25 protein-coding genes are annotated in these 22,606 nt (G+C 50.7%); 21 read left to right on the top strand and 4 right to left on the bottom strand.

The window, feature by feature from the left end:
- The first annotated feature begins 74 nt into the window (after positions 1 to 74).
- The 4 genes from KU392_RS12610 (at position 75) to rfaE2 (ending at position 3,998) form a co-directional block, all read left to right on the top strand.
- Positions 75 to 1,058, top strand: a complete 984-nt coding sequence (locus tag KU392_RS12610; RefSeq protein ID WP_217735478.1) for a Tim44 domain-containing protein — start codon at positions 75 to 77, stop codon at positions 1,056 to 1,058.
- A 214-nt stretch (positions 1,059 to 1,272) separates the two neighbouring features.
- Entirely contained in the window at positions 1,273 to 1,902 is a 630-nt protein-coding gene (locus KU392_RS12605) for a ubiquinone biosynthesis accessory factor UbiJ (protein WP_169293271.1), read from the top strand.
- The gene (gene ubiB / locus KU392_RS12600; RefSeq protein WP_217735477.1) at positions 1,899 to 3,473 is read left to right on the top strand and encodes a ubiquinone biosynthesis regulatory protein kinase UbiB; all 1,575 of its coding nucleotides are present in this window, start codon (positions 1,899 to 1,901) and stop codon (positions 3,471 to 3,473) included. Before KU392_RS12605 ends, ubiB begins: the two co-directional genes overlap by 4 nt.
- Before the next feature lie 15 nt (positions 3,474 to 3,488).
- Positions 3,489 to 3,998, top strand: a complete 510-nt coding sequence (gene rfaE2, locus KU392_RS12595; protein WP_169293272.1) for a D-glycero-beta-D-manno-heptose 1-phosphate adenylyltransferase — start codon at positions 3,489 to 3,491, stop codon at positions 3,996 to 3,998.
- Here the strand turns inward: rfaE2 and KU392_RS12590 are convergent.
- The 3 genes from KU392_RS12590 to KU392_RS12580 all read right to left on the bottom strand — a co-directional run bounded on the left by KU392_RS12590 (position 3,995) and on the right by KU392_RS12580 (position 6,075).
- The gene (locus KU392_RS12590) at positions 3,995 to 4,672 is read right to left on the bottom strand and encodes a protein-L-isoaspartate O-methyltransferase family protein (protein WP_169293273.1); all 678 of its coding nucleotides are present in this window, start codon (positions 4,670 to 4,672) and stop codon (positions 3,995 to 3,997) included. The genes rfaE2 and KU392_RS12590 overlap by 4 nt on opposite strands.
- A 73-nt stretch (positions 4,673 to 4,745) precedes the next feature.
- Positions 4,746 to 5,555 (bottom strand): bifunctional hydroxymethylpyrimidine kinase/phosphomethylpyrimidine kinase, encoded by an 810-nt coding sequence (gene thiD, locus KU392_RS12585; protein ID WP_281421620.1) that lies wholly within the window; start codon positions 5,553 to 5,555, stop codon positions 4,746 to 4,748.
- A 73-nt stretch (positions 5,556 to 5,628) separates the two neighbouring features.
- The gene (locus KU392_RS12580; protein ID WP_169293274.1) at positions 5,629 to 6,075 is read right to left on the bottom strand and encodes a MarR family winged helix-turn-helix transcriptional regulator; all 447 of its coding nucleotides are present in this window, start codon (positions 6,073 to 6,075) and stop codon (positions 5,629 to 5,631) included.
- A 200-nt stretch (positions 6,076 to 6,275) separates the two neighbouring features.
- Between KU392_RS12580 and KU392_RS12575 the strand changes: the two genes are divergently transcribed.
- Positions 6,276 to 6,812, top strand: coding sequence for a VOC family protein (locus KU392_RS12575; protein ID WP_169293275.1), 537 nt, complete (start codon positions 6,276 to 6,278; stop codon positions 6,810 to 6,812).
- A 114-nt stretch (positions 6,813 to 6,926) separates the two neighbouring features.
- On the opposite strand, the gene KU392_RS12570 is transcribed toward KU392_RS12575, so the two are convergent.
- Positions 6,927 to 7,418 carry a C40 family peptidase gene (locus tag KU392_RS12570; RefSeq protein WP_169293276.1) on the bottom strand — a complete coding sequence of 164 codons (492 nt, stop codon included), beginning with the start codon at positions 7,416 to 7,418 and terminating at the stop codon, positions 6,927 to 6,929.
- A gap of 280 nt (positions 7,419 to 7,698) precedes the next feature.
- Here KU392_RS12570 and gor point away from each other — a divergent pair, with 280 nt between their 5' ends.
- From gor to KU392_RS12490, 16 genes are all read left to right on the top strand, one after another.
- On the top strand, positions 7,699 to 9,054 hold the full coding sequence (gene gor, locus KU392_RS12565) for a glutathione-disulfide reductase (RefSeq protein ID WP_217735476.1): 1,356 nt from the start codon (positions 7,699 to 7,701) through the stop codon (positions 9,052 to 9,054).
- Positions 9,055 to 9,307: 253 nt separating this feature from the next.
- Positions 9,308 to 10,156: a phosphonate ABC transporter ATP-binding protein gene (phnC, locus tag KU392_RS12560; RefSeq protein WP_217735475.1), complete on the top strand. Its 849-nt coding sequence runs from the start codon at positions 9,308 to 9,310 to the stop codon at positions 10,154 to 10,156.
- Between the two features lie 116 nt (positions 10,157 to 10,272).
- Entirely contained in the window at positions 10,273 to 11,268 is a 996-nt protein-coding gene (gene phnD, locus KU392_RS12555) for a phosphonate ABC transporter substrate-binding protein (protein ID WP_169293279.1), read from the top strand.
- Between the two features lie 64 nt (positions 11,269 to 11,332).
- Positions 11,333 to 12,127, top strand: a complete 795-nt coding sequence (gene phnE / locus KU392_RS12550; protein WP_169293280.1) for a phosphonate ABC transporter, permease protein PhnE — start codon at positions 11,333 to 11,335, stop codon at positions 12,125 to 12,127.
- A gap of 44 nt (positions 12,128 to 12,171) precedes the next feature.
- Positions 12,172 to 12,909 carry a phosphonate metabolism transcriptional regulator PhnF gene (phnF, locus tag KU392_RS12545; RefSeq protein WP_217735474.1) on the top strand — a complete coding sequence of 246 codons (738 nt, stop codon included), beginning with the start codon at positions 12,172 to 12,174 and terminating at the stop codon, positions 12,907 to 12,909.
- Complete coding sequence (gene phnG / locus KU392_RS12540) at positions 12,890 to 13,333, top strand: phosphonate C-P lyase system protein PhnG (RefSeq protein WP_246587471.1); 444 nt, start codon at positions 12,890 to 12,892, stop codon at positions 13,331 to 13,333. The genes phnF and phnG overlap by 20 nt, the downstream gene beginning before the upstream one ends.
- A 4-nt stretch (positions 13,334 to 13,337) precedes the next feature.
- The gene (gene phnH, locus KU392_RS12535) at positions 13,338 to 13,931 is read left to right on the top strand and encodes a phosphonate C-P lyase system protein PhnH (protein WP_217735472.1); all 594 of its coding nucleotides are present in this window, start codon (positions 13,338 to 13,340) and stop codon (positions 13,929 to 13,931) included.
- A gap of 2 nt (positions 13,932 to 13,933) precedes the next feature.
- On the top strand, positions 13,934 to 15,034 hold the full coding sequence (locus KU392_RS12530) for a carbon-phosphorus lyase complex subunit (RefSeq protein WP_217735471.1): 1,101 nt from the start codon (positions 13,934 to 13,936) through the stop codon (positions 15,032 to 15,034).
- A complete protein-coding gene (locus tag KU392_RS12525) occupies positions 15,031 to 15,909 on the top strand; it encodes an alpha-D-ribose 1-methylphosphonate 5-phosphate C-P-lyase PhnJ (protein ID WP_217735470.1) in 879 nt (292 codons plus the stop codon). Before KU392_RS12530 ends, KU392_RS12525 begins: the two co-directional genes overlap by 4 nt.
- Positions 15,909 to 16,724 (top strand): phosphonate C-P lyase system protein PhnK, encoded by an 816-nt coding sequence (phnK, locus tag KU392_RS12520; RefSeq protein ID WP_169293286.1) that lies wholly within the window; start codon positions 15,909 to 15,911, stop codon positions 16,722 to 16,724. Before KU392_RS12525 ends, phnK begins: the two co-directional genes overlap by 1 nt.
- 10 nt (positions 16,725 to 16,734) lie before the next feature.
- Entirely contained in the window at positions 16,735 to 17,439 is a 705-nt protein-coding gene (gene phnL, locus KU392_RS12515) for a phosphonate C-P lyase system protein PhnL (protein ID WP_217735469.1), read from the top strand.
- Complete coding sequence (locus tag KU392_RS12510) at positions 17,429 to 18,574, top strand: alpha-D-ribose 1-methylphosphonate 5-triphosphate diphosphatase (protein WP_217735468.1); 1,146 nt, start codon at positions 17,429 to 17,431, stop codon at positions 18,572 to 18,574. Before phnL ends, KU392_RS12510 begins: the two co-directional genes overlap by 11 nt.
- Entirely contained in the window at positions 18,574 to 19,179 is a 606-nt protein-coding gene (phnN, locus tag KU392_RS12505; protein ID WP_217735467.1) for a phosphonate metabolism protein/1,5-bisphosphokinase (PRPP-forming) PhnN, read from the top strand. Before KU392_RS12510 ends, phnN begins: the two co-directional genes overlap by 1 nt.
- A gap of 61 nt (positions 19,180 to 19,240) precedes the next feature.
- Complete coding sequence (phnP, locus tag KU392_RS12500) at positions 19,241 to 19,999, top strand: phosphonate metabolism protein PhnP (protein WP_217735466.1); 759 nt, start codon at positions 19,241 to 19,243, stop codon at positions 19,997 to 19,999.
- Between the two features lie 98 nt (positions 20,000 to 20,097).
- Positions 20,098 to 21,372 carry a mechanosensitive ion channel family protein gene (locus tag KU392_RS12495; RefSeq protein WP_217735465.1) on the top strand — a complete coding sequence of 425 codons (1,275 nt, stop codon included), beginning with the start codon at positions 20,098 to 20,100 and terminating at the stop codon, positions 21,370 to 21,372.
- A gap of 197 nt (positions 21,373 to 21,569) precedes the next feature.
- Positions 21,570 to 22,604 (top strand): ABC transporter substrate-binding protein, encoded by a 1,035-nt coding sequence (locus KU392_RS12490; RefSeq protein ID WP_169293292.1) that lies wholly within the window; start codon positions 21,570 to 21,572, stop codon positions 22,602 to 22,604.
- Positions 22,605 to 22,606 lie beyond the last annotated feature (2 nt).

The following is a 22,606-nucleotide window of genomic DNA, read 5'->3' as shown; positions in this document are numbered from 1 at the left end:
AACGTTCAGCTTTTTGTAAGATTAGCCGATGCGCCTGTAAAGGCAGGCTTGATTTATACAAGGAGCTCGTTTTAATGACTAAAAAATGGTCTAAATTTTTAGCCGCGGCATTGGTGGTGGTCTCAACCTCAGCCATGCTCACGGTTTCTTTCGATGCGGAAGCGCGTCGCATGGGTGGTGGTGCCAGTTTTGGTCGTCAGTCCAGTAATGTTACTCAAAAGCGTGCGGCAACGACTCCTCCGGCAGCCGCCAATACCACTCAGCGCTCTGCTGCAGCCGGCAGCACAGCAGCCGCAACCGGTGCAGCGGCACAAAAAAGCGGGTTTTCCCGTTTTCTGGGCCCAATCGCAGGTATAGCCGCTGGTTTGGGTATTGCTGCTTTGTTATCCAGCATGGGACTGGGCGGTGCGTTTCTTGAGTTCCTGTCCAGTGCGATCCTGATCGGTATCGTGATTTTTGCCATTATGTTTATTGTGCGTCGCCTGCGTGGCGGTGCTGCAAAACCGGCCATGCAAGGTGCGGGTGGCAATAATATGTATCGTCAAAACGACCAGCAGCCCATGTTTGGCCAAAAACCGGCTATGCCTGCCAATGCGACCCCAGCAACAGCACCGGCTGCGGCGGCTGTTCCCGAGGTGGTTGCAGGTGAAAACCCCAATGTGGATAAATCCTGGTTTGTGCCGGCTGACTTTGATACGCCTGCTTTCTTGCAGAATGCCAAGGAACAATTCAAGGCTATCCAGGGTATCTGGGATAAGGGTGATATTGCCGCTCTTAAAGAGTATCTCACCGATGACCTGATTGCTGAACTCAGTCCTCAAATTACGGCCCGTGCAGGTCAAAGTGTGACTGAAGTCGTGTTGCTCAATGCCGAGTTGCTGGGTATTGAACAGGTCAGTGATGGTTATTTGGCCAGTGTCCGTTTCTCAGGCATGCTGCGTGAGGAAGTCAATACTGCGGCCTTCCGCTTTGAGGAAGTTTGGAATTTGTACAAACCCGAACAGGGTGGCTGGCTCCTGGCCGGTATTCAGCAAATTCCCGTTGAGTATGCCTCCTGATCCAGAGGCTAAAACCTGCTTTTAATTCATCGGCAGGTTTTCAAAAAACAATGGCGGCGCCTGTGAAAACGGCGCCGTTATTGTTTTTGCCGGTGTCTGTCATTGTCTTGCCAGTCTGTATTGCCGGTTCGGGTCAGGTTTATGGCAGGGCCCTGACAAAAAAAGGTAAACTTGAGGTTTGTTTGCCAAACTGTTTTTCTGCCGGACACATCAAATGTTCCCCTTGTTTCTTCATCCTAATCAGGTTTCCGTTAACCTGCTCAATGCTTTACTTAACCGAGAGCCATGGGCCAAGGATAAGGTTGCCGCTCATGCTGGCAAAACCGTGCGGATCAATATCGCCCGGTTCTCATTTCTGTATACCCTGCATTATGACGGCTCATTAAGCGTGGCTGATGCTGCGGTTGTTCCCAATGTCAGTCTTTCCTTGTCTGAAGATAAACTCAGCCAGTTGCCCGATGCAATCCGTAACCGTGATAATCCGCAGCTTTTGTCTTCCTTGCTGCACCTCGAGGGAGATGCCGGTCTGGCGCAACTGGTGTCTGATCTTGCCCGTGACTTACGCTGGGATATCGAGCATGACTTAACGCGCATGGTTGGCCCCATTCTGGCCAAACGGCTGCTGAAGGGTTTTGGTTTTGTCCGGGAAAATGCCCGGGAACTGGCGCGTCGGGGCACGGAAAATATGAGCGAATACCTGTCTGAAGAAGCGCGGATTCTATTGTCCCACCCCGCTTTTGAAGGTCTGCAGGAACAGCTGCGAGAAAAAAATCAGCAATTGGATGATTTGCAAAAAAGGATCCGGGCACTGCAAAACAAACGAAGTGACCGGGGCATTTCATGATTATGACTTTTTTTCGTCTGCTCAGGATTATTTTAATTTCATTTCGTTATGGTCTGGATGAACTGGTTTTAAGTGGTATCAATCACCCCATTGCGACCCGGTTATTGAAAATCGTTCGCTTTGGACGTACATACAAAAAACCACGTGGTGAACGTTTGCGTCTGGCGCTGGAATCATTGGGGCCAATATTCGTTAAATTCGGACAGGTTATGTCGACCCGGCGCGACCTCGTTCCCCATGACATCGCTGATGAGTTGTCCGCCTTGCAGGATCGGGTACCACCGTTTTCATCGGAACTGGCGATCGAAAGTATTACCAAGGCTTTTGGCAAGTCCCCCGATCAACTGTTTGCCCGGTTTGATCCTGTACCGGTTGCTTCGGCTTCGGTTGCCCAGGTTCACCGGGCCGTATTACATGATGGACGGCAGGTGGCGGTCAAGGTGCTAAGACCTGGTATGCTGGAGGTCATTGAAAAAGACCTGGCCATTATGCGGGTATTTGCCGGCCTCATACAAAAACTGCTGGCAGACGGGAAACGTCTGAAACCCAAGGAAGTGGTTGCTGAATTTGACAAATACCTGCATGATGAGCTGGATTTGCAGGTGGAAGCGGCCAATTGCAGTCAGTTGAGACGTAATTTTTCTACCGATCCCGAGCGAAGCCAGCTGATTCTGGTGCCCGAAGTGATCTGGAACCTGACGTCCAAAACGGTTTTTACCATGGAGTGGATGGATGGGATTCCGGTCAGTCAGATTGACCGCTTGCGAAATGCCGGTGTGGATATTAAAAAACTGGCCCGCATGGGGGTGGAAATTTTCTTCACCCAGGTGTTTGAGGATGGTTTTTTCCATGCGGACATGCATCCGGGCAATATCCTGGTGTCTGACCATCCTGCCTCCCTGGGTAAATACATTGCGCTTGATTTTGGTATTGTGGGGTCTTTGTCAGAGTTTGATAAAAATTATCTGGCACAGAATTTTCTGGCCTTTTTTCAACGCGATTACCGCCGCGTGGCACAGTTGCATATTGAATCGGGCTGGGTTCCCCCCAATACGCGTGAGGAAGAGCTTGAGGCAGCGGTCCGGGCCGTCTGTGAGCCGCATTTTGACCGACCCCTTGCCGAAATTTCATTGGGTCAGGTATTAATGCGGCTGTTTCAGACTTCACGCCGTTTTAATGTTGAAATCCAGCCCCAGCTGGTCCTGCTGCAAAAAACCCTGTTAAATGTCGAGGGTATGGGCCGTGAGCTGGATCCCGAACTGGACTTATGGAAAACGGCCAAGCCTTTCCTTGAAAAATGGATGTGGAACCGCATTGGTCCTAAAGGGCTTATTGAGCGCATCAAGCATGAAGCCCCTCACTGGTCACAAATTATTCCGGAATTGCCCCGTCTGGTGCATGCCAGCCTGGCCCGGGATCACAGTCATCCACAAATCAGGAAAGAACTGGAAAAACTGAATCATACACAGAAAAAAACCAAACAGGTGCTTATGGTTGTCGGCATGGTGCTGGCCTTGAATGCATTTCTTTTCTTGTGGCTGGCGGTCAATGCCGGCCTGTTCAATAAATAAGGATACGAGGCAAGAATGGCGATTCGTTTTGAGAAGAAAATACTTGGCCGTGAGCAGTGCGTGCGGGCCGTGGAAAAGGGTGAGTTCAAGCGACCCTTGGTGTTTACCAATGGCGTGTTCGATATTTTACATCGCGGTCATGTCAGTTACCTGGACCAGGCGGCACAACTGGGCGCAACGCTGATTGTGGCGGTCAACACTGATGAGTCGGTGCGACGCCTGGGCAAGGCTCCTGATCGTCCCTTAAACAGGCAAGAGGATCGTGAGGCCCTGCTGGCGGCATTGGCCTGTGTAACCGCGGTTACCCATTTTTCTGAGGATACGCCACTGGAGCTGATTACACAGCTCAAGCCTGACATTATTGTCAAGGGAGGTGATTATGATATGGAAAAATTGCCCGAAACGGCAATGGTGAAAAGCTGGGGTGGCAAAGCAATTGCGATTCCCTTTGAATTTGAGCGCTCCACCACTTCCCTGGTCAAAAAAATCAGGGAAGCAGGGCAGGCACCTGAAGCGGATGGCTAGAATTTGAAATGTGAAACCGTTGTGCCGCTTAGTGGTTTGATATAGGTTTCAAACAGGGATTCGGTTTCGAAGGAGGCAGCGGTGGTACGGGTAATCCGTAATGCGGTCATGGCAGGAGCCTGACCGACCACGGCAACCAGACGGCCACCGATAGCAAGCTGATATTTCAGGGAGTCGGGGATGTTGGGCAAAGAGCCGGTAACCAGAATGGCATTGAACTCGGCAGAGCCCCAGCCCGTGCGACCATCACCGATTTCAACATTGACATTGCTGATTTTTTCACGCTGCAGGTTTTCTTTGGCGAAAGCGGCAATATGCGTGTCGATTTCGATACTGAGAACCTGGGTGCACAAACGGCTGAGCAGGGCAGCCTGAAAGCCTGAACCTGTGCCAATTTCCAGTGTGGCGTCACTGGGCTTTAATTGAAGCTCTTGTGCCAGACGGGCTTCAAGTTTGGGGGCCAGCATGGTTTCGTGGGTATCAATTCCATTGACTTCCAAAGGAATTTCAATGTCGGAAAAGGCCAGATTCTTGTAGCGTTCGGGAACGAAGTTTTCGCGTGGCAATGAAAGCATGGCGTCAAGTACCGCGCTGTCAAAAACATTGGCCGGGCGGATTTGCTGTTCCACCATATTAAAGCGGCTTTGTTCAATTAAAGATGTTGGGGCATTCATATTGGCTACTTGTAATCATTTAAATGAAAGTTGGACCTATTGTACTAAGATCATTAGGGTTTTGTCGTATTCCTTACCACCATGCATGAAAATGTTGCACGGGGCCATGGCCGCTGCCAACCGTAAGAAGATTGGCTTTGGCAATGGCGGCCAGCAGATATTCTTTGGCCTGTTGCGTGGCATCAGGGACGTTTTTGCGTTGCGGTAACAGGGCGCAAATGGCCGCTGATAGCGTGCAGCCGGTGCCGTGTGTGTTTTTGGTGGCAATGCGCTGACCGGGCAGTTCCAGCATTTTGTCACCGTTATACAGCAGGTCGATGGTGTCGTTACCGGGAAGGTGTCCGCCTTTAAGCAAGACCCATTTGTTGTCGCGGTCAGACATCAGTTTGCGCAGTTTTTCGGCGCTGCGGTACATTTCCTTTAGCGTTTCGGCCGCACGGGCATTGAGCAGGACACCGGCCTCAGGCAGGTTGGGCGTTATCATGGTGGAAAGCGGAATCAAGGCTTCTTTTAATGCATGAATGGCATTTTTTTCCAGCAGTACATCACCGCTTTTTGCCACCATGACCGGATCAAGCACAATGTATTCAGGTTTGAATTTGGCCAGTTTCTCAGCCACTGTCAGGGTGACTTTTTCATGTCCCAGCATGCCTATCTTGACTGCGTCAATGCGGACATCCTGAAAAAGGGTATCCAGCTGCAGCGCGACAAATTCGGGGCTGATTGCCTGTACACCGGTCACGCCTTGCGTGTTTTGTGCGGTCAGGGCAGCGACAACCGCACAGGCATAGGTACCCAGCGCACTCATGGCTTTGGTATCGGCGAGTATGCCGGCACCGCCGGATGGGTCCATTCCGGCAATGGTAAGTGTATTGTTAATCAAGTCCAGTCCGTATTATTTATATTAATGAAGAATGCCAGCAATAATAACTTAAATTCCGGGACGGTTTGTTTGACTAGCCTTGCCTGATCAGCTGTTCGGCCCGTTGCTGGATGGATTGCAGGATATTTTTCAGCTGTTCCTGTTCATCCGGTTGCAGGCAATCCAGCAAAAATTGGTTGCGTGCCAGCATGCCGGGCGCAATTTCCTGGTAAATGGCGCGCCCTTTTGGGGTGACCGAAATGATCAGGTTGCGCTTGTCATGTTCATCAACGGTTCTGTCCAGCAGTTTTTTTTCCTCCAGTCGTGCAATGGCACGGCTAACCTGCATTTTATCCAGGTTGGCGTGAAGGGCGATGTCGGTGGCCCGCATGTGTTTGCCTTGATTGAGGGCAACCAGCACACGCCAGTCATCGCGCATTAAACCATGACGTGTCTGATAAACAGGTGCAATGGCCTGGCTGACGCGTTCAGCCAGGACACTGATCTGGTAGGGAAGAAAATCGTCCAGGTTCAAATTCATGTCGGAAAAATGGGATAATTGAGTATGGTAACAAAAAATATTAATTCTATGATACCTAATAAATAACAATAATTTAATAAATAATTGATATTTATTAAATTATTGTTGACATGGTGTGGAAACAATAGTTTAATGGTAACCATAGTTACTAATTTGGCTGTTTACGAATATATCGATAACATTTTCAGAGGCAAATCATCATGGCTATCCAGCAAATTCATCACGTTGCTTATCGCTGCAAAGACGCAAAAGAAACCGTACTTTGGTATAAAGAAAACCTGGGTATGGATTTCGTCTTGGCGATTGCAGAAGACAAAGTGCCTTCAACCAAGGCCCCGGATCCTTACATGCATATTTTCATGGATGCCGGTAACGGAAATATCCTGGCATTTTTTGAGGTGCCCAATTCTCCTCCAATGGGTCGTGATCCCAATACCCCCGATTGGGTCCAGCATATTGCTTTCCAGGTTGAGAGCGTCCAGGAGCTCGAGGAAACCAAGGCACGCCTGCAGGCCAAGGGTATCGAGGTGATTGGTGTGACCGATCACGTGATTTTCAAATCCATTTATTTCCGTGATCCTAACGGTCACCGCCTGGAGCTGGCCGCCAAAACCGCCACGCCTGAAATGGACCGTAAACTGGATGAGGTGAAATGGGACATGCTGGAAGAGTGGTCAAAAACCAAAAAGGCACCCAAACACGCAGCCTGGTTGCACGAACCTGAATTCAAGCAATAGTCTTCCGGTTTTATGGCGATACCATCAAGTGTCGCCATGCGCTAACCTTTGTGGCAAAAGCCCGCCTTATTGAAGTGAACCCATCGTTGGATACTTCATGTCAGCGGGCTTTTTCTATTGGACAAACAGTGTGCGCGCATCGGCAAAGCGTTGCGCAAAGTAGCGACTGTTTAAAGAGTCAATTCTGACCTTGCCATTATTGCGGCTTGATGGGGCGTGGACGAACTGGTTGTTGCCAATGTAAATTCCCATGTGGGTGTAGGGACCCGATGTGTTGAAAAAAACCAGATCGCCACTTTTCAGGGCTGATTTGGGGACCGGTCTGGAAACACCGGCAATCATTGAGGTTTTGCGGGGCAGCTGAACCTTGGCGGTTTTATTGAATACATAGTTGACAAAACCGCTGCAATCAAAACCTTCTTCGGGATGATTGCCACCATAGCGATAGGGTGTGCCAATATAAGACAGGGCGTTTTTCATCAGGGGTTGCCGTTTGGCCGGATCAACACTGGCGTATTGGGAAGATCCCGCCAGCTTGGGGCTGCTGGAACAACCGGCCAGGAGCAGGGTGCCAATGAGTGCGGAAAACAAAAAACGGAAGGGCATAAACTCTCCTTTTGCAAGAAAGTGTTTTGACAGTATCGCAGGCAATAAGGTGTTGATAAAGACTTTGGCGCGCCAATCAGGTATTTATTTAAAATATATTGTTTTAAAACAACTCATTATGGAATTTCTTTAATGTAATAAATGAATCCGGCAAGCCGCACCGTAACGCGAAGTAAGCCGTGGCAGGTTTTGTCGGGTGGACGAGCCGGTATTTGCCGTTAATCATGAGGTTAATATAAAGTACGTATAATGAACCGGATGATTAACGTAGGAAACAGCAATGAGTGAACAGAATAAATTTGATTTCGATTTGTTTGTAATTGGTGCCGGAAGTGGTGGCGTTCGGGCTGCGCGTATGGCGGCTCAGACAGGGGCGCGGGTTGCCGCAGCCGAAGGGGCTCCTCTGGGGGGTACCTGCGTGAACCTGGGATGCATTCCCAAGAAACTGTACAGCTATGCAGCGCATTACGCCGAGGCATTTGAAGAGTCGCATGGATATGGCTGGGAAGGCGAAAAACCGGTGCTTAACTGGGAAACCCTGAAGCGGCAAAGGGCAACAGAGATTAGTCGTCTTAACGGGGTTTATGAAAATCTGTTCAAGGGTGCCGGGGTGGAACTGATCCGTGGCTGGGCAACCCTGCAAGACCCGCATACCGTCACGCTCGATAATGGCCAGTCTTATACGGCAAAATACATCCTGATTGCGACCGGGGGCAGGCCTGCCGTGCCGGATGTGCCAGGCAAGGAATATGTGATCACATCTAATGAGATCTTTGACTTGCCCGAGTTTCCACAACGCCTCCTGGTCGTGGGGGGCGGTTATATTGCCTGTGAATTCGCCTCTATTTTCAATGGCCTGGGTGCGCACGTTACCCAGCTTTATCGTTCTGAACAGGTCTTGCGTGGTTTCGATCGTGAAATCCGTGATTTTGTAGCCGGTGAAATGCGCAAGGCCGGTGTGGATCTCAGGGTCAATGCCAATATTGCGTCAATTGAAAAAACCGGTGAAGGCCTGAAAGCAACCCTTGAAGATGGTTCCGTGTTGCTGACAGACCAGATTCTTTATGCAACGGGACGTGCGCCCAATATTAAGGGCTTGGGGTTCGAAGCATTGGGCGGGGAAATTGCCAAAAACGGGGCGATCAAGGTGAATGAACGTTATCAAACTTCAATCTCTTCCATTTTTGCCCTGGGTGATGTGACAGACCGGATTCAGCTCACACCGGTAGCCCTTGCCGAAGCCATGGTGCTGGTGGATGATCTGTTTGGCAAAAAACAGAAAACAATGAGCTATGAATATATTCCCACGGCGGTGTTTACCCACCCCAATATCGGAACCGTCGGTTATTCGGAAGAAGATGCACGCGAAAAATTCGGCCAGATCCGAGTGTTCCGTTCCGAATTCCGCCCGCTCAAGCATACGCTTAGTGGCAGTAGCGCGCGTGTTTTCATGAAGCTGATCGTAGACGTGGCGACCGATAAAGTCGTGGGCATGCATATGGTGGGCGATGATGCCGGTGAAATCATCCAGGGTTTTGCCGTTGCGGTGAAGGCAGGAGTGACCAAGGCCGTGTTTGACAGTACCATAGGCATTCACCCCACCGCTGCCGAAGAGTTCGTGACCATGCGAGGGTAATCACGCGGTTATCAAATTATTGCTGCATTTAACTTGTCTAGTTTTTTTGCCAGAAAGGAATTGCCGAAAACCGGTAATTCCTTTTTTATTATATAGATAAAAGCACTTTTGACAGAAGGGAACTTGTCTGGTTTTTGGAGGGCGGATAAAGCGCAATATTGCAATTTTGTCATAGATCATTAACGCTCCTGTCATATCACCGCTTTATTATGCAGCCATCTTTCGAATTAATCCTTTGTAAAAAGGCAGGAAAATGGCTTCAGCGATTCAAGTACAAAACCTGAGTAAAACATTTGGTTCCAAACAGGTTTTATTCAATATGGAACTGAATGTTCCCAAAGGTGCCATGGTGGCACTGATTGGCGCATCGGGTTCAGGCAAATCAACATTATTACGCCATTTGTCAGGTTTGGCCAGTGCCGACCGCACCAATGGTGGAACCATTCATGCACTGGGTCAACAGATTCAGGGGAATGGTCATTTAAGTCGTGATGTGCGCCGTATCCGTTCTGATATTGGCTATATTTTTCAGCAATTCAATCTGGTTGGTCGCTTAAGCGTGCTGCAAAATGTCTTGCTGGGTTGTCTGGGGCGCATGTCTCGGTTGCGTGGTACGTTGGGATTGTTCAATGCTGAAGAAAAAGAGCGTGCCTTGCATGCGCTTGAACGCGTGGGCCTGCTTGAACATGCTTATCGCCGTGCCTCAACCCTGTCGGGTGGGCAACAGCAACGGGTGGCGATTGCCCGTACGCTTTGTCAGCAGGCCGAAATTATTCTGGCTGATGAACCTATTGCTTCGCTTGATCCGGAGTCGGCCCGCAACGTGATGGATGCCCTGGCCGATATTAATAAAAAAGACGGCAAAACCGTCATTGTCACGCTGCATCAGGTGGATTATGCCGTCAAGTACTGCAAGCATGCGGTTGCCCTGAAAAATGGCAAAAAGCACTTTGATGGCCCAATCAGTGGTTTGACCAATCATTTCCTGAATGATCTGTATGGCGCTGAACTGGGTACGAGCTTATTGTTTTCCGATCATCAGGCAGACAAAGAAGAACGGCATGAGCCCATGTTCAGGCAAGTGGAACGCAAGGTGGCTTGACCTGAAACCATTAAAAATTCAAATTTAAATTAATTTGAAAACGAAAGCCTGCAATGGCTATATCCCTTTGTAAACCCAATCATTTGTTATTGCAAACCTGAAACCAGAGATAAACAATGCTTAAATCCATTTACCAACGTGTGGGAGTTTCCCTTTTGGCAACCGCTTTGACGGCAGGTGTCGCCTATGCCCAAGACAAACAAGAAATCAACTTCGGTATTATTTCAACCGAGTCTTCACAAAACTTAAGACAGCTGTGGGATCCGTTCCTGGCCGATATGTCCAAAAAAACCGGTTATGAAATCAAGGCTTTCTTTGCCCCTGATTATGCCGGCATTATCCAGGGTATGCGTTTTGATAAGGTTGATATTGCATGGTATGGCAATAAATCGGCCATGGAAGCGGTAGACCGCGCCAATGGTGAAGTGATTTACCAAACGGTTGATAAAGACGGCAAACCGGGTTACTGGAGCCTGTTGATCGCGCATAAAGACAGCCCGATCAATAATGTGGAAGACATGATCAAGAATGCCAAAAACCTGAACTTTGGCAATGGTGACCCAAACTCCACTTCCGGTTTTCTGGTGCCTGGCTACTACGTTTTTGCCCAGAACAATCTTGATCCCAACAAGATTTTCAAACGCACGGTTAATGCCAATCACGAAATCAATGCCTTATCGGTAGCCAATAAGCAGGTTGATGTCGCGACCAACAACACCGAAAGCCTGGATCGCCTGAAAGTTTCAAACCCTGAAAAGGCGGCACAAATCAAGGAAATCTGGCGCTCTCCATTAATTGCTTCTGACCCGATTGTATGGCGTAAGAACCTGCCTGAAGAGGTCAAAACCAAAGTGACTGAGTTTTTTGATACCTATGGCGACAAGCCGGAAGAGCTGGCGGTGCTGAATGGGCTGAGTTGGGCCAAGTTCAAACCTTCCAGCAATGACCAGTTGCTGCCGATCCGTCAGCTGGAACTGTTCAAACAGCGTAACCAGGTGGCTGCTGACGGGAAACTGTCAGAAGCCGATAAACAGGCCCAGCTGAAAAAACTGGATGAGGATCTGGAGAAACTGGCCGCCAGCCTGAAAGCATTGGAAGCAAAACAGTCCTGATTGCCGTTGCAGGATTTGAAAAGGTGCGTGGCCTGGTGCCATGCACTACAAATACAGAAAAGATATGACAACACTTACTTCACAAGTAAATTTACAAAAGCCACCGCGTAAATCCCTGTTAAGCCTGCTGGGATGGGGGCTGTTCCTGGTGATCCTGGCATGGTCCTGGCAAGGCGCTGAAATGAATCCGGCCCAGCTGTGGAAAGATGCCGGAAACATGGCAGAGTTTGCCGCGGATTTTTTCCCCCCCGACTTTACCGACTGGCGTTTATATCTGCATGAAATGATCATCACGATTCAGATTGCCGTATGGGGAACGGTGCTGGCGGTGATTGCCGGCATTCCACTGGGCATTCTGTCTTCAGCCAATATAGTGCCCTGGTGGATTAACCAGCCGGTACGTCGTCTGATGGATGCCTTGCGTTCGATCAATGAAATGGTGTTTGCCATGCTGTTTGTGGTGGCGGTAGGGCTTGGGCCTTTTGCGGGCACCCTGGCGCTCTTTCTGGGCACTACAGGGGTATTGGCCAAGCTGTTCGCCGAGGCGGTGGAATCGATTGATCCCGGTCCGGTTGAAGGGGTGCGGGCTACCGGTGCCAGCGCCTTGCAAGAAGTGATCTTTGGTGTGATTCCGCAGGTGATGCCCTTATGGATTTCCTATGTGCTGTACCGCTTTGAGTCAAACGTACGTTCGGCTACGGTGGTTGGCATGGTGGGTGCCGGCGGTATTGGTGTATTGCTGTGGGAGGCAATTCGTGGTTTTCAGTTTGGCCAAAGTGCAGCCATCCTGCTGATCATTATTGTCGCGGTTAGCGTGATCGACATGATTTCCCAGCGATTACGCCGTTTCTTTATTTAAGCTTTAAGGGATAAGGGGCAGGTATGAACTGCCCGTTTTCAAGCATGAACTTGTATAGACAAGAGGGTCCGGTTTACCTGGCATTGGCAGCCACGCTCAGGGCGGAACTGTCCATTTATCAGGCAGGTGATTACCTGCCGGGTGAGCTGGTCCTGGCCAGACGTTTTGCCGTGAATCGGCATACGGTACGCCGGGCGCTGGATGTGCTGGTGCAGGAAGGCTGTGTTTTACGTATCAAGGGAAAGGGAACCCAAGTGCTGAACCGTCCCATCCCTTATCCGGTCCAGGCCAACAGTGCGCATAGCGATGCGCTCAGTGCCATGGGTTACAGCGCCAAAGCCCGTTTGCTTAAGGTCTACCAGCGCAGCCCCAGTGCAGATGAAATCAAGCATCTTGAACTGCGCGATGGGGAAGATGTGCTTGAGTACAAAACCCTCCGGTTTATTGAAGAACAGCCGGTCAGCCTGATCAGCCATCACTTTTCAACGCGCTATGATTTTTTATTAAAGGATTATGCCAAGGGCTCCATGCGGTCTTATCTGAAAGAGCGGGGGTGTGAACTCTCCCGTAAATTCAGCCTGATCGGTGCCCGCATGCCCACGGTAGATGAAGCCAGCCGCCTGCTGATGTCCCAGCAACAGCCGGTACTGACTATTCTGACCTTATCCCAGGATCAACATGACAGACCCATGGAGTTGTCCTTCAGCGTCAGTCGTGCCGATCATTTTCAATATCAGGTTTTTATTAATGGAGTCAACGAGCATGACAGCTCAAGCAAATAAAACGTTGCGCCAGCAATGGATGCAGGTACTGGCCAGGGCCGGAGATGCATTGATGTCTTTTGAAACAGAATTGACCCGTAGTGCCTATCGCAAAATCCGTGCGCCTGAAACCGGCATGGTGATGGTAAGGGGACGCACCGGTGGCACCGGACAGGCTTTCAATGTCGGTGAAATGACGGTGACCCGCTGCGTGGTTCGTTTGGATGAGGGCAGTACCGGATACAGCTACATTGCCGGGCGCAATAAACAGCATGCCGAGCTGGCGGCCCTGGCCGATGCCCATTTGCAAGGCAATGATCAGGCGCACTGGATGGCAACCTTAATACAGCCGCTACAGCTGCAGCAACAGCAGAAACGTTCGCAAAGAGAAGCGGAGGTAGCCGCTTCCAAGGTCAGTTTCTTTACGATGGTTCGCGGAGATTAAAACAATGAACTCAAACGATTTGAAACCGGCTTTTGACAATCCGGTTAGCGGTTCCCGGCAAAGTTTCCGGCTGGCCCTGAAGGCCATGGCCGAACCCGGTCTTTCCCATGAGCTCCGTCTGGTTGATGCGCTGGATACACTGGCGCCTGCCAGTTATGCCCTGGCCTTGACCCTGCTTGACAGTGATACGAAGGTCTGGCTGAGCCCGGCACTGGATACACCGGTCATTAGGGCCAATCTGGCCTTTCATTGTGCCTGCCCGGTGGTCGAGCAAGCCCGGAATGCCGACTTTGCCCTGATGCTGGCTTCTGAAACCGGGGTGATTGCCAGTTTGAATGCGGGAACCGATCGCGACCCTGATCAGTCCTGCACAGCCCTTATTCAATTGGATTCTTTTGAGGGTGGTGTGCCAACTGTCTGGCAGGGACCTGGCATCGAAACACAAAGACAGGTTTGTTTGCCGGTGGATAAGGCTTTCTGGCAGACCCGTCAGGCGGTGAGTGCGTTTCCCCGCGGTATTGATATGTTTTTTATTGCCGGTGAGCAGATCATGGCCTTGTCACGCAGTACGCAAGTCAACTTTCAGGTGGAGAATTAACCATGTATGTTGCTGTAAAAGGTGGCGAAAAAGCCATTGATCACGCCCATTACCTGCTGGCAAAAAAACGTCGTGGTTCTACCGACATTCCCGAGCTTGAAGTGGTGCAGATTCGTGAACAAATGAGTCTGGCGGTGGCGCGGGTCATGACCGAGGGCTCTTTGTATGATGAAGAGCTGGCGGCACTGGCCATTAAACAATCGGCGGGTGACTTGCTGGAAGCGATTTTCCTGCTGCGTGCCTATCGTACGACCTTGCCCCGCTTTACCGAGTCAGTGCCATTGCAAACCGGTGAGATGCAAATGGAGCGCCGTATCTCTGCCACTTACAAGGACTTGCCGGGTGGACAGTTGCTGGGCCCCACGTTTGACTATACCCACCGCTTGCTGGATTTCACCTTGCTGGCAGAAGGTCAGGACTTACCCGGGCAGTCACTGGAAGCGTCGCCAGCCGAGCCTTGTCCCCGTGTGCTTGAACTGCTGGAAAAAGAAGGCCTGATGCGGGTTGAAAAGAACACCCGGACACCGGTGCCGGATATTACCCGTGAGCCGCTGGACTTTCCAACCAGCCGGATGCAGCGCTTGCAGGCATTGGCCCGTGGTGATGAAGGCTTCATGATGGCACTGGCTTATTCAACCCAACGAGGCTATGGCCGTAACCACCCCTTTGCCGGTGAAATCCGGATTGGTTTTACCGAGGTCTGGATCGAGCCGGAAGAACTGGATTTTGCCGTGCCGCTGGGTGATATTGAAGTGACCGAGTGTGAAATGGTAACCCAGTTCATTGGCTCCAAAACCGAACCGGCCCAGTTCACCCGTGGTTATGGTCTGGCCTTTGGTTACAACGAACGCAAGGCCATGAGTATGGCGTTGGTGGATCGCGCCCTGTGTGCCGGGGAACTGGGTGAGGAAATCATCTCACCGGCCCAGCAGGAAGAGTTTGTGTTAATGCATTGCGATAACGTGGAAGCTGCCGGATTTGTTTCACACTTGAAGCTTCCGCATTATGTCGACTTCCAGTCAGAGCTGGAACTGATCCGCAAAATGCATGCACAGGATGAGCAAATCAGTGAAGAATATTCTATACAGGAGAAGCAGGCATGATAACCAGCCTGGAAAATCAGAACCGTCCGGCCCGGGCAGAAGGGTATAACTTTGCCTATCTTGACGAACAAACCAAACGCATGATTCGTCGTGGCCTGCTCAAGGCCGTGGCCATCCCCGGCTATCAGGTGCCTTTTGGCGGTCGTGAAATGCCTTTGCCATATGGCTGGGGTACCGGTGGCATACAGGTAACCGCTGCCGTACTGGGTGAGGACGATGTACTTAAGGTCATTGACCAGGGGGCTGATGATACGACCAACGCGGTGTCCATCCGGCGCTTTTTTTCCACCACCGCAGGTGTGCAAACCACCGAAAGAACCGGGGAAGCCACAATCATCCAGACCCGTCACCGGATTCCCGAGGCTGAACTGAAGAAAGGCCAGATCATGGTGTTTCAGGTACCCATTCCCGAGCCCTTGCGTTTTATCGAGCCTTCAGAAACGGAAACCAAGACCATGCATGCCCTGAATGATTATGGTGTGATGCACGTGAAGCTGTATGAGGACATTGCCAAATATGGCCATATTGCAACGGCGTATGCCTATCCGGTGTTGGTGGATGACCGTTATGTGATGGACCCGTCACCTATTCCGAAGTTTGACAACCCGAAGCTGGACATGAGCCCGGCCCTGATGCTGTTTGGTGCCGGTCGTGAAAAGCGCCTGTATGCGGTTCCCCCGTATACCCGGGTCAGCAGTCTTGACTTTGACGATCACCCGTTTGAAGTGCAAAAGTGGGAGCAAAGTTGTGCCATCTGTGGCAGCGACCATTCTTACCTGGATGAAATCATTGTCGATGACCAGGGCACCAGACAGTTCGTGTGTTCGGATACCGATTATTGCAGCCAGCAGGTTGCCCGGCAGGAGAAACAGTAATGGCAGCATTACCTTCAATTATTGAAACAACACAAAGTGCGGGCAGGCAGCCTTTGCTTGCAGTCAGGGAAGTGGGCAAACTGTTTGGCCCTGATAAAGGTTGTCAGAATGTCTCCTTTGACCTGTATCCCGGTGAGGTGCTGGGCATTGTGGGTGAGTCCGGTTCCGGTAAATCCACGTTGTTAAGCGTATTGTCGGGGCGTAGCCAGCCACAGGAAGGCAATATCACCTACTGCAATCAACAGGGTGAGTTGATTGACCTGTACAGCAGTAGCGAAGCCGAGCGCCGTACCCTGTTGCGTACCGAGTGGGGGTTTGTCGAGCAGAACCCGCGTGACGGACTGCGTATGGGCGTATCAGCCGGTGCCAATATTGGTGAGCGCCTGATGGCACAGGGTGTCCGTCACTACGGTACCTTAAGGGAACAGGGCCTGAGCTGGCTGAATCAGGTGGAAATTGATCCCAACCGCATTGATGATTTGCCGCGCACTTTTTCGGGTGGGATGCAACAGCGTCTGCAAATAGCCCGCAACCTGGTTTCCAGTCCACGCCTGGTTTTCATGGATGAACCCACAGGGGGGCTGGATGTCTCGGTACAGGCCCGTTTACTGGATATGTTGCGCCGCCTGGTGCGTGAGCTGGATCTGGCTGTGGTTATTGTGACCCATGACCTGGCTGTGGCCCGTTTGCTGGCAGACCGCTTAATGGTGATGCGCCGTTCACGGGTTGTGGAAAGCGGCCTCACTGACCAGATTCTTGATGATCCGCAGCATCCCTATACCCAGTTGCTGGTGTCATCCGTTTTACAGCCTTAAGGTGATTGCAATGCAAACAATTTTGGAAGTTGAAAATTTAAATAAAACCTTTACGTTGCATCAGCAGCAGGGCGTTGTCCTGAATGTGCTGAAAAATATCAGTTTCAACGTACAGGCAGGCGAATGTGTGGTCTTGCACGGTCACTCGGGGGCAGGTAAATCAACCCTGATGCGTACGCTATACGGTAACTACCTGCCTGCCAATGGCAGTATCCGTATTCTGCATCGGGGTGGCATGTTTGACATGGTGGGGGCCGAGCCGCGTGAAATTATTGCGGTACGTCGCGAAACCATGGGTTACGTGAGCCAGTTCCTGCGGGTGATTCCACGTGTAACGTGTCTGGATATCGTGATGGAACCAGCGCTGGAGCGGGGCTGGAGTACTGAAAAGGCAAGCAGCCGGGCCAAGGCCTTGCTGCAGCGTCTGAATATTCCCGAGCGTTTGTGGTCATTGGCGCCCGGCACGTTTTCCGGTGGTGAGCAGCAGCGGGTCAATATTGCCCGTGGCTTCATGGTTGACTGGCCGGTTCTGCTGCTGGATGAACCCACGGCTTCGCTCGATGACGTTAATCGTCAGGTGGTGCTGGATTTGATCACAGAAGCCAAACAGGCGGGTTCGGCGCTTATTGGCATTTTCCATGACAAGGCTGCCCGTGATGGGGTGGCCGACCGTTATATCGATATGAATGCCCAGGAGTCCAGTCATGCCGCATGAACAGATTTACACGAATGCAAAAATTGTCACGGCCAATGACGTCTTTACCGGTACGGTAGTGGTTCGCGATGGCCTTATTAGCGAGATCAGCGAAGGAAAGAGTCAGCTTTCGGCCGCCCAGGACTTGAACGGTGACTATTTGATGCCAGGATTTATCGAGTTGCATACCGATAATCTGGAAAAATACATGAACCCCCGCCCGGGTGTAGACTGGCCTTCAGATTCTGCCGTACTGGCCCATGATGCGCAAATTATCGGCTCAGGCATTACCACGGTGTTTGATGCGCTATCAATTGGAGATGTGAACCCCAAGGGCAACCGTATGATGCAATTGCCACGCATGGTAGAGGCCATTGGCAAGGCTAATCAGGGCGGCCATACGCGTGCTGATCATAGACTGCATTTGCGTTGTGAGGTGAGCCATGAAAAAACCCTTGAAATGTTTGAAAAACTGGTTGACCATGAGCTGGTCAAACTGGTTTCTTTAATGGACCACACGCCCGGGCAGCGCCAGTTTGTCAAATACGAGAAATACCGTGAGTATTATCAGGGCAAATATCACCTGAGCGATGCCGAGATGGAAAATTTTATTGTTCGCCAGCGCATCAATGCCGAAAAATACAGTGTTGAGTATCGTCGCAAGATTGCCGGTATTTGCCAGGAAAAAAACCTTTCCATGGCCAGCCATGATGATGCCACTCATGAGCATGTGACAGAGTCGGCCGGTTTTGGCATGCAAATTGCAGAATTTCCCACCACGCATGAAGCGGCCACGCTTAGCCATCAGTTGGGCATGAAAGTACTGATGGGGGCGCCCAATATTGTACGGGGCGGTTCCCATTCCGGCAATATTGCCGCCGCAGATCTTGCCGGCCATGGCGTACTGGATATTCTGTCCAGCGATTATTATCCGGCCAGCCTGTTGCAGGCGGTTAAAAAGCTGAGCGAATTGGAAAATGGTTACGATTTGCCCAAGGCCGTCGCCACCATTAGCCTGCTGCCGGCACGCGCCGCCAATTTGAGTGATCGCGGTGAAATCAGGCTGGGTTTGCGGGCGGATCTGGTTCATGTCGCACAGGCCGGTTCTCAGTTTGTGGTGCGTCAGGTCTGGCGCGAAGGGGAAAGGGTGTTCTAATGGCGGGAAAACTGGTTTATTTGGTGGGACCCTCAGGAAGTGGCAAGGATAGTCTGTTGCAGGCCCTGGCCCATGATTTGCCAGATGATTGCGTTATCATGAAACGGGTGATTACCCGGCCAGAAAATTCGCCGGGTGAAGTTGCTGATTCCGTCTCGATGCAGGCTTTTGAGCAGATTGAGGCCCAGGGCGGTTTTACCATGAGCTGGCGAGCCAATGGACTGGCCTATGGTATTCCCAAAGACTTGGATCGTTATCTGGCAGAAGGGAAAACGGTATTGGTTAACGGTTCACGCTCTTACTGTACCCGGGTAAGCCAGTTGTACCCCGGTGTGATTATCGTGCTGGTTGCGGTCAGGCCTGAGCTGCTCAGGCAACGGTTGATTAACCGGGGACGGGAGTCTTTGCAGGAAATCACCCTGCGTTTGGCGCGTAACCAATGCCTGGAACAGGTATTGCAAAACAAGCTGGCCTTGCGGCAAATCAGTTTCTTTCGCGTGGACAACTCGGGAGATTTATCGTTGGCGGTTGAGCAGTTGCGTGCTCAACTGGAAACGTGGTGCAATGCAGTAACTCAATCTGAAAAGCCTACGTTCTTATCCTGAAATATCCGATATCTTGAGGTTTTTTCCCGGTTTGCCGGCCGGGTTTGTTCTGGAGTAATGAATGAAACTGACCTTTCTGGGTACTGGGGATACTGCCCAGGTTCCTGTCTATAATTGCCAGTGTCCGGCTTGCCAGCGGGCGGGCCAGGACGCGCGGTTTGTGCGCAAACCCAGTAGCGTGCTTGTGCAAAGCGGTGCAGGGCAATGGCTGGTTGACAGCGGCCATATGGATTTATGCCAGCGTTTTGCGCCGGGTACGCTAAGCGGTATTTTGCAAACGCATTATCATGCCGACCACGCCCAGGGTTTGTTGCATTTGCGCTGGGGCGTGGGGTTGCGTATCCCGGTTCATGGCCCGTTTGATGAAGCCGGCTTTGCCGATTTATACAAGCACCCCGGTATCCTTGATTTTTCGCAGCCTTTTGCTGCATTTGAAACTCGCCAGTTGGGGGCGCAATTCCAGGTGACCGCCTTGCCATTGGTGCACTCCAAACCCTGTTTTGGTTATTTTTTTGAGGAAGGGGAAAGGCGTATTGCCTACTTGACCGATACGGTTGGACTGGGGGCGGATACTTACGCTTTTTTAAAACAGCGACCCCTGGACTATTGCATTGTGGATTGTTCCCATCCGCCTCGCGATACGCCTCCACGCAATCACAATGATCTAAACACGGCGCTGAAGATGTGTGAGGGCTTGGCGATTGGTGTCTTGCTGCTGACCCATATTGGCCATGAAATGGATAACTGGCTCATTAACAATCCCGACTCCCTGCCGGCTAATGTCAAGGTGGCCAGGGACGGACAAGTCCTGACGGTTTGATATTGTTTCTTATAGATGGTTTAATAATATTCAGGTTCATGCCCCGTTAATCGGGGCGTTATTTTTTAATCTCCGAAGTAAACAAACAGGAACAACACATGCTGGAACCCTTGTCCTATTGGCTTAAAGCCTGGGAATATGATGTGACGGAAAACGAAGCCACCTGGATTGCGTTGGGTTTGATTTTCATTACAACCGTTATCATTCATTTCATCCTGCATTATGGGGTGGTACGATTTTTGCGGTCCCGTATGCAAAAATCTCCCTATCTGTTTTTACAGCTATTAAGCCATTCTCGTCTGCTCAGCCACGTAGTCTTTTTTATTCAGGGGATCCTGGTCGGTATACAGGCCAATTTATGGCTATTACAGGGAAGGCTTCTGAATAGCATATTAATTGCCGTGCAAATATGGACATATATTTATGCACTGCTCGCCTTGTTTTCAACGCTGAATATCCTGCTGGACTGGTGTTATAAAAGGCAGGTGGCCACACAGCTTCCTTTAAACGGGATTTTCCAGACCATCAAGCTGGTCGCCTCCATTGCGGTGGGTATTTTCATTGTTTCCCTGCTTATTGGCCGTTCACCGGTTATTTTGCTTAGTGGTTTGGGTGCCATGACGGCGGTCTTGATGCTGGTATTCAAAGACCCCATTCTGGGTTTGGTGGCAGGTATACAGTTGTCGGCCAACCATATGCTCAAGCTGGGTGACTGGCTGGAAATGCCCAAATATAATGCCGATGGCGCGGTGATTGATGTTGGCTTGACAACGGTCAAGGTCCAGAACTGGGACAACACGATCACCACGGTACCCACTTATGCGCTTATTTCAGATTCGTTCAAGAACTGGCGGGCAATGTCGGAATCGGGAGGGCGCCGTATCAAGCGTTCCGTTAATATTGATGTGACCAGCATTAATTTTATCAGTGAGACAGAAATGAAAAAGCTGGCCAGAAGCCGTTTGTTGGCCAGCTATATTCTGGATAAAAGCCGGGAGGTTGAAAAACACAACCAGGAGCATAACTGGGACTTAAGCACGGCCCTGAATGGCCGGCGGTTAACTAATATAGGTACTTTCAGGGCCTATTTGGAAACGTATTTGCGCAATCATGCCAATATCCGCAAAGACATGACCATCATGGTCCGGCAGTTGGCCCCCACTGAAGATGGTGTGCCTATTGAAATTTACTGCTTTACCAATACCGTGGCGTGGGTTGAATATGAAAGTATCCAGGCTGATATTTTTGATCATATCTTTGCCGTGGTTCCCGAATTTGGGTTGCGCCTGCATCAATCGCCCAGCGGGCATGATTTTGCCTTGATTGCCCGGAATTTGTCTGAAGTCGCAGAAAAGCAAAGTCAGTCAGCCTGAAAACAGGACCGCTGACGGTTGGGAGAATCGGGCATTTGCCTGTGAAAAAACTAGGTAATAACCCGATTCAGCCACGGCCGGCGGGTTTGTCGTGACTTGAATAGAAAACGCTCTGTTACAATGAAACGTTATTGTTTACTCGGAATGGGTAAATTTTTTCTATGGTTTTATAAGAACATCCATGTAGGAGATTGAAAATGGCTATTTCCCGTCGTGATTTAATGAAAATTGCGGGTGTTTCCGGTTTGGCTGCTTTGGCACCGTCTTTCGTGCGTGCCCAAGACAAGAAACTGGAAAAAACAGATGTATCAATCGCGGTGGGTGGCCAGGCGCTGGTTTACTATCTGCCTTTGTCGATTGCTGATATTAATGGCTACTTCAAGGAAGAAGGACTGAATGTGAAAATTGCCGACTTTGCCGGTGGCTCAAAAGCCTTGCAGGCGGTTGTGGGTGGCAGCGCCGATGTTTGTTCTGGTGCATTCGAGCACACCATTAACCTGCAGACCAAGAAGCAGTTTTATCGTTCTTTTGTGCTGCAGGGACGTGCGCCCATGATTGGTCTGGCTGTGTCCAAAAAGAACATGCCCGATTACCAATCACCGGCAGACCTGAAAGGCAAAAAAATCGGTGTCACGGCACCAGGGTCTTCCACCAATATGCTGGTGAGCTTTTTCCTGAAGCAACATGGTCTGAAAGATTCCGATGTGTCCATTATTGGCGTCGGTGCCGGTGCCGGTGCGGTAACCGCTTTGCGCTCGGGGCAAATCGATGCCATCAGTAACGTGGATCCGGTGTTAAGTATTCTTGACTATGCGGGAGATATCCAGATCATTGCCGATACCCGCAGCCTGAAAGTTACCGAAGAGATTTTTGGTGGCCCCATGCCCTCAGGCTGTCTGTATGCGTCACAACGCTTTATTGATGAGAATCCCAATACGACACAGGCCTTGGCCAATGCCATTGTCAAAGCCGACAAGTGGATCCAGCAGGTGGGTGTTGACGAAGTCATGAAGGTGGTTCCCGAAAGTTACCTGTTGGGTAATCCCGAGGTCTACAAGCTGGCCTTGACCAAAAGCTTCGAGGGCTTGTCACCCAATGGCCTGATGAACGAGAAAGGACCCGAAACGGCTTTGAAAGCATTGGCCAGCTATATTAAAAATTTCAACGCCGAGGCGATTGATTTGTCCAAGTGCTGGACCAACGATTTTGCTGAAAAAGCGCAAACAGTTTAAGT

It is taken from the genome of Advenella alkanexedens (assembly GCF_019132845.1).
Classification (GTDB): Bacteria; Pseudomonadota; Gammaproteobacteria; order Burkholderiales; family Burkholderiaceae_B; genus Advenella; species Advenella alkanexedens.
The sequence above is the reverse complement of the archived record's forward strand: the minus strand, read 5'-3'. Positions and strand labels throughout refer to the sequence as shown.

Excerpts from the sequence above, each read along its gene's own strand:
- KU392_RS12605 (WP_169293271.1), top strand. The coding sequence starts at position 1,273 with ATGTTCCCCTTGTTTCTTCATCCTAATCAGGTTTCCGTTAACCTGCTC.
- KU392_RS12490 (WP_169293292.1), top strand. The coding sequence starts at position 21,570 with ATGGCTATTTCCCGTCGTGATTTAATGAAAATTGCGGGTGTTTCCGGT.
- phnP (WP_217735466.1), top strand. The coding sequence starts at position 19,241 with ATGAAACTGACCTTTCTGGGTACTGGGGATACTGCCCAGGTTCCTGTC.
- phnD (WP_169293279.1), top strand. The coding sequence starts at position 10,273 with ATGCTTAAATCCATTTACCAACGTGTGGGAGTTTCCCTTTTGGCAACC.
- KU392_RS12495 (WP_217735465.1), top strand. The coding sequence starts at position 20,098 with ATGCTGGAACCCTTGTCCTATTGGCTTAAAGCCTGGGAATATGATGTG.
- phnF (WP_217735474.1), top strand. The coding sequence starts at position 12,172 with ATGAACTTGTATAGACAAGAGGGTCCGGTTTACCTGGCATTGGCAGCC.
- KU392_RS12610 (WP_217735478.1), top strand. The coding sequence starts at position 75 with ATGACTAAAAAATGGTCTAAATTTTTAGCCGCGGCATTGGTGGTGGTC.
- phnC (WP_217735475.1), top strand. The coding sequence starts at position 9,308 with ATGGCTTCAGCGATTCAAGTACAAAACCTGAGTAAAACATTTGGTTCC.
- phnG (WP_246587471.1), top strand. The coding sequence starts at position 12,890 with ATGACAGCTCAAGCAAATAAAACGTTGCGCCAGCAATGGATGCAGGTA.
- KU392_RS12530 (WP_217735471.1), top strand. The coding sequence starts at position 13,934 with ATGTATGTTGCTGTAAAAGGTGGCGAAAAAGCCATTGATCACGCCCAT.
- KU392_RS12570 (WP_169293276.1), bottom strand. The coding sequence starts at position 7,418 with ATGCCCTTCCGTTTTTTGTTTTCCGCACTCATTGGCACCCTGCTCCTG.
- KU392_RS12510 (WP_217735468.1), top strand. The coding sequence starts at position 17,429 with ATGCCGCATGAACAGATTTACACGAATGCAAAAATTGTCACGGCCAAT.
- phnN (WP_217735467.1), top strand. The coding sequence starts at position 18,574 with ATGGCGGGAAAACTGGTTTATTTGGTGGGACCCTCAGGAAGTGGCAAG.
- KU392_RS12525 (WP_217735470.1), top strand. The coding sequence starts at position 15,031 with ATGATAACCAGCCTGGAAAATCAGAACCGTCCGGCCCGGGCAGAAGGG.
- rfaE2 (WP_169293272.1), top strand. The coding sequence starts at position 3,489 with ATGGCGATTCGTTTTGAGAAGAAAATACTTGGCCGTGAGCAGTGCGTG.
- phnK (WP_169293286.1), top strand. The coding sequence starts at position 15,909 with ATGGCAGCATTACCTTCAATTATTGAAACAACACAAAGTGCGGGCAGG.
- phnL (WP_217735469.1), top strand. The coding sequence starts at position 16,735 with ATGCAAACAATTTTGGAAGTTGAAAATTTAAATAAAACCTTTACGTTG.
- ubiB (WP_217735477.1), top strand. The coding sequence starts at position 1,899 with ATGATTATGACTTTTTTTCGTCTGCTCAGGATTATTTTAATTTCATTT.
- phnH (WP_217735472.1), top strand. The coding sequence starts at position 13,338 with ATGAACTCAAACGATTTGAAACCGGCTTTTGACAATCCGGTTAGCGGT.
- KU392_RS12580 (WP_169293274.1), bottom strand. The coding sequence starts at position 6,075 with ATGAATTTGAACCTGGACGATTTTCTTCCCTACCAGATCAGTGTCCTG.
- KU392_RS12590 (WP_169293273.1), bottom strand. The coding sequence starts at position 4,672 with ATGAATGCCCCAACATCTTTAATTGAACAAAGCCGCTTTAATATGGTG.
- gor (WP_217735476.1), top strand. The coding sequence starts at position 7,699 with ATGAGTGAACAGAATAAATTTGATTTCGATTTGTTTGTAATTGGTGCC.
- phnE (WP_169293280.1), top strand. The coding sequence starts at position 11,333 with ATGACAACACTTACTTCACAAGTAAATTTACAAAAGCCACCGCGTAAA.
- KU392_RS12575 (WP_169293275.1), top strand. The coding sequence starts at position 6,276 with ATGGCTATCCAGCAAATTCATCACGTTGCTTATCGCTGCAAAGACGCA.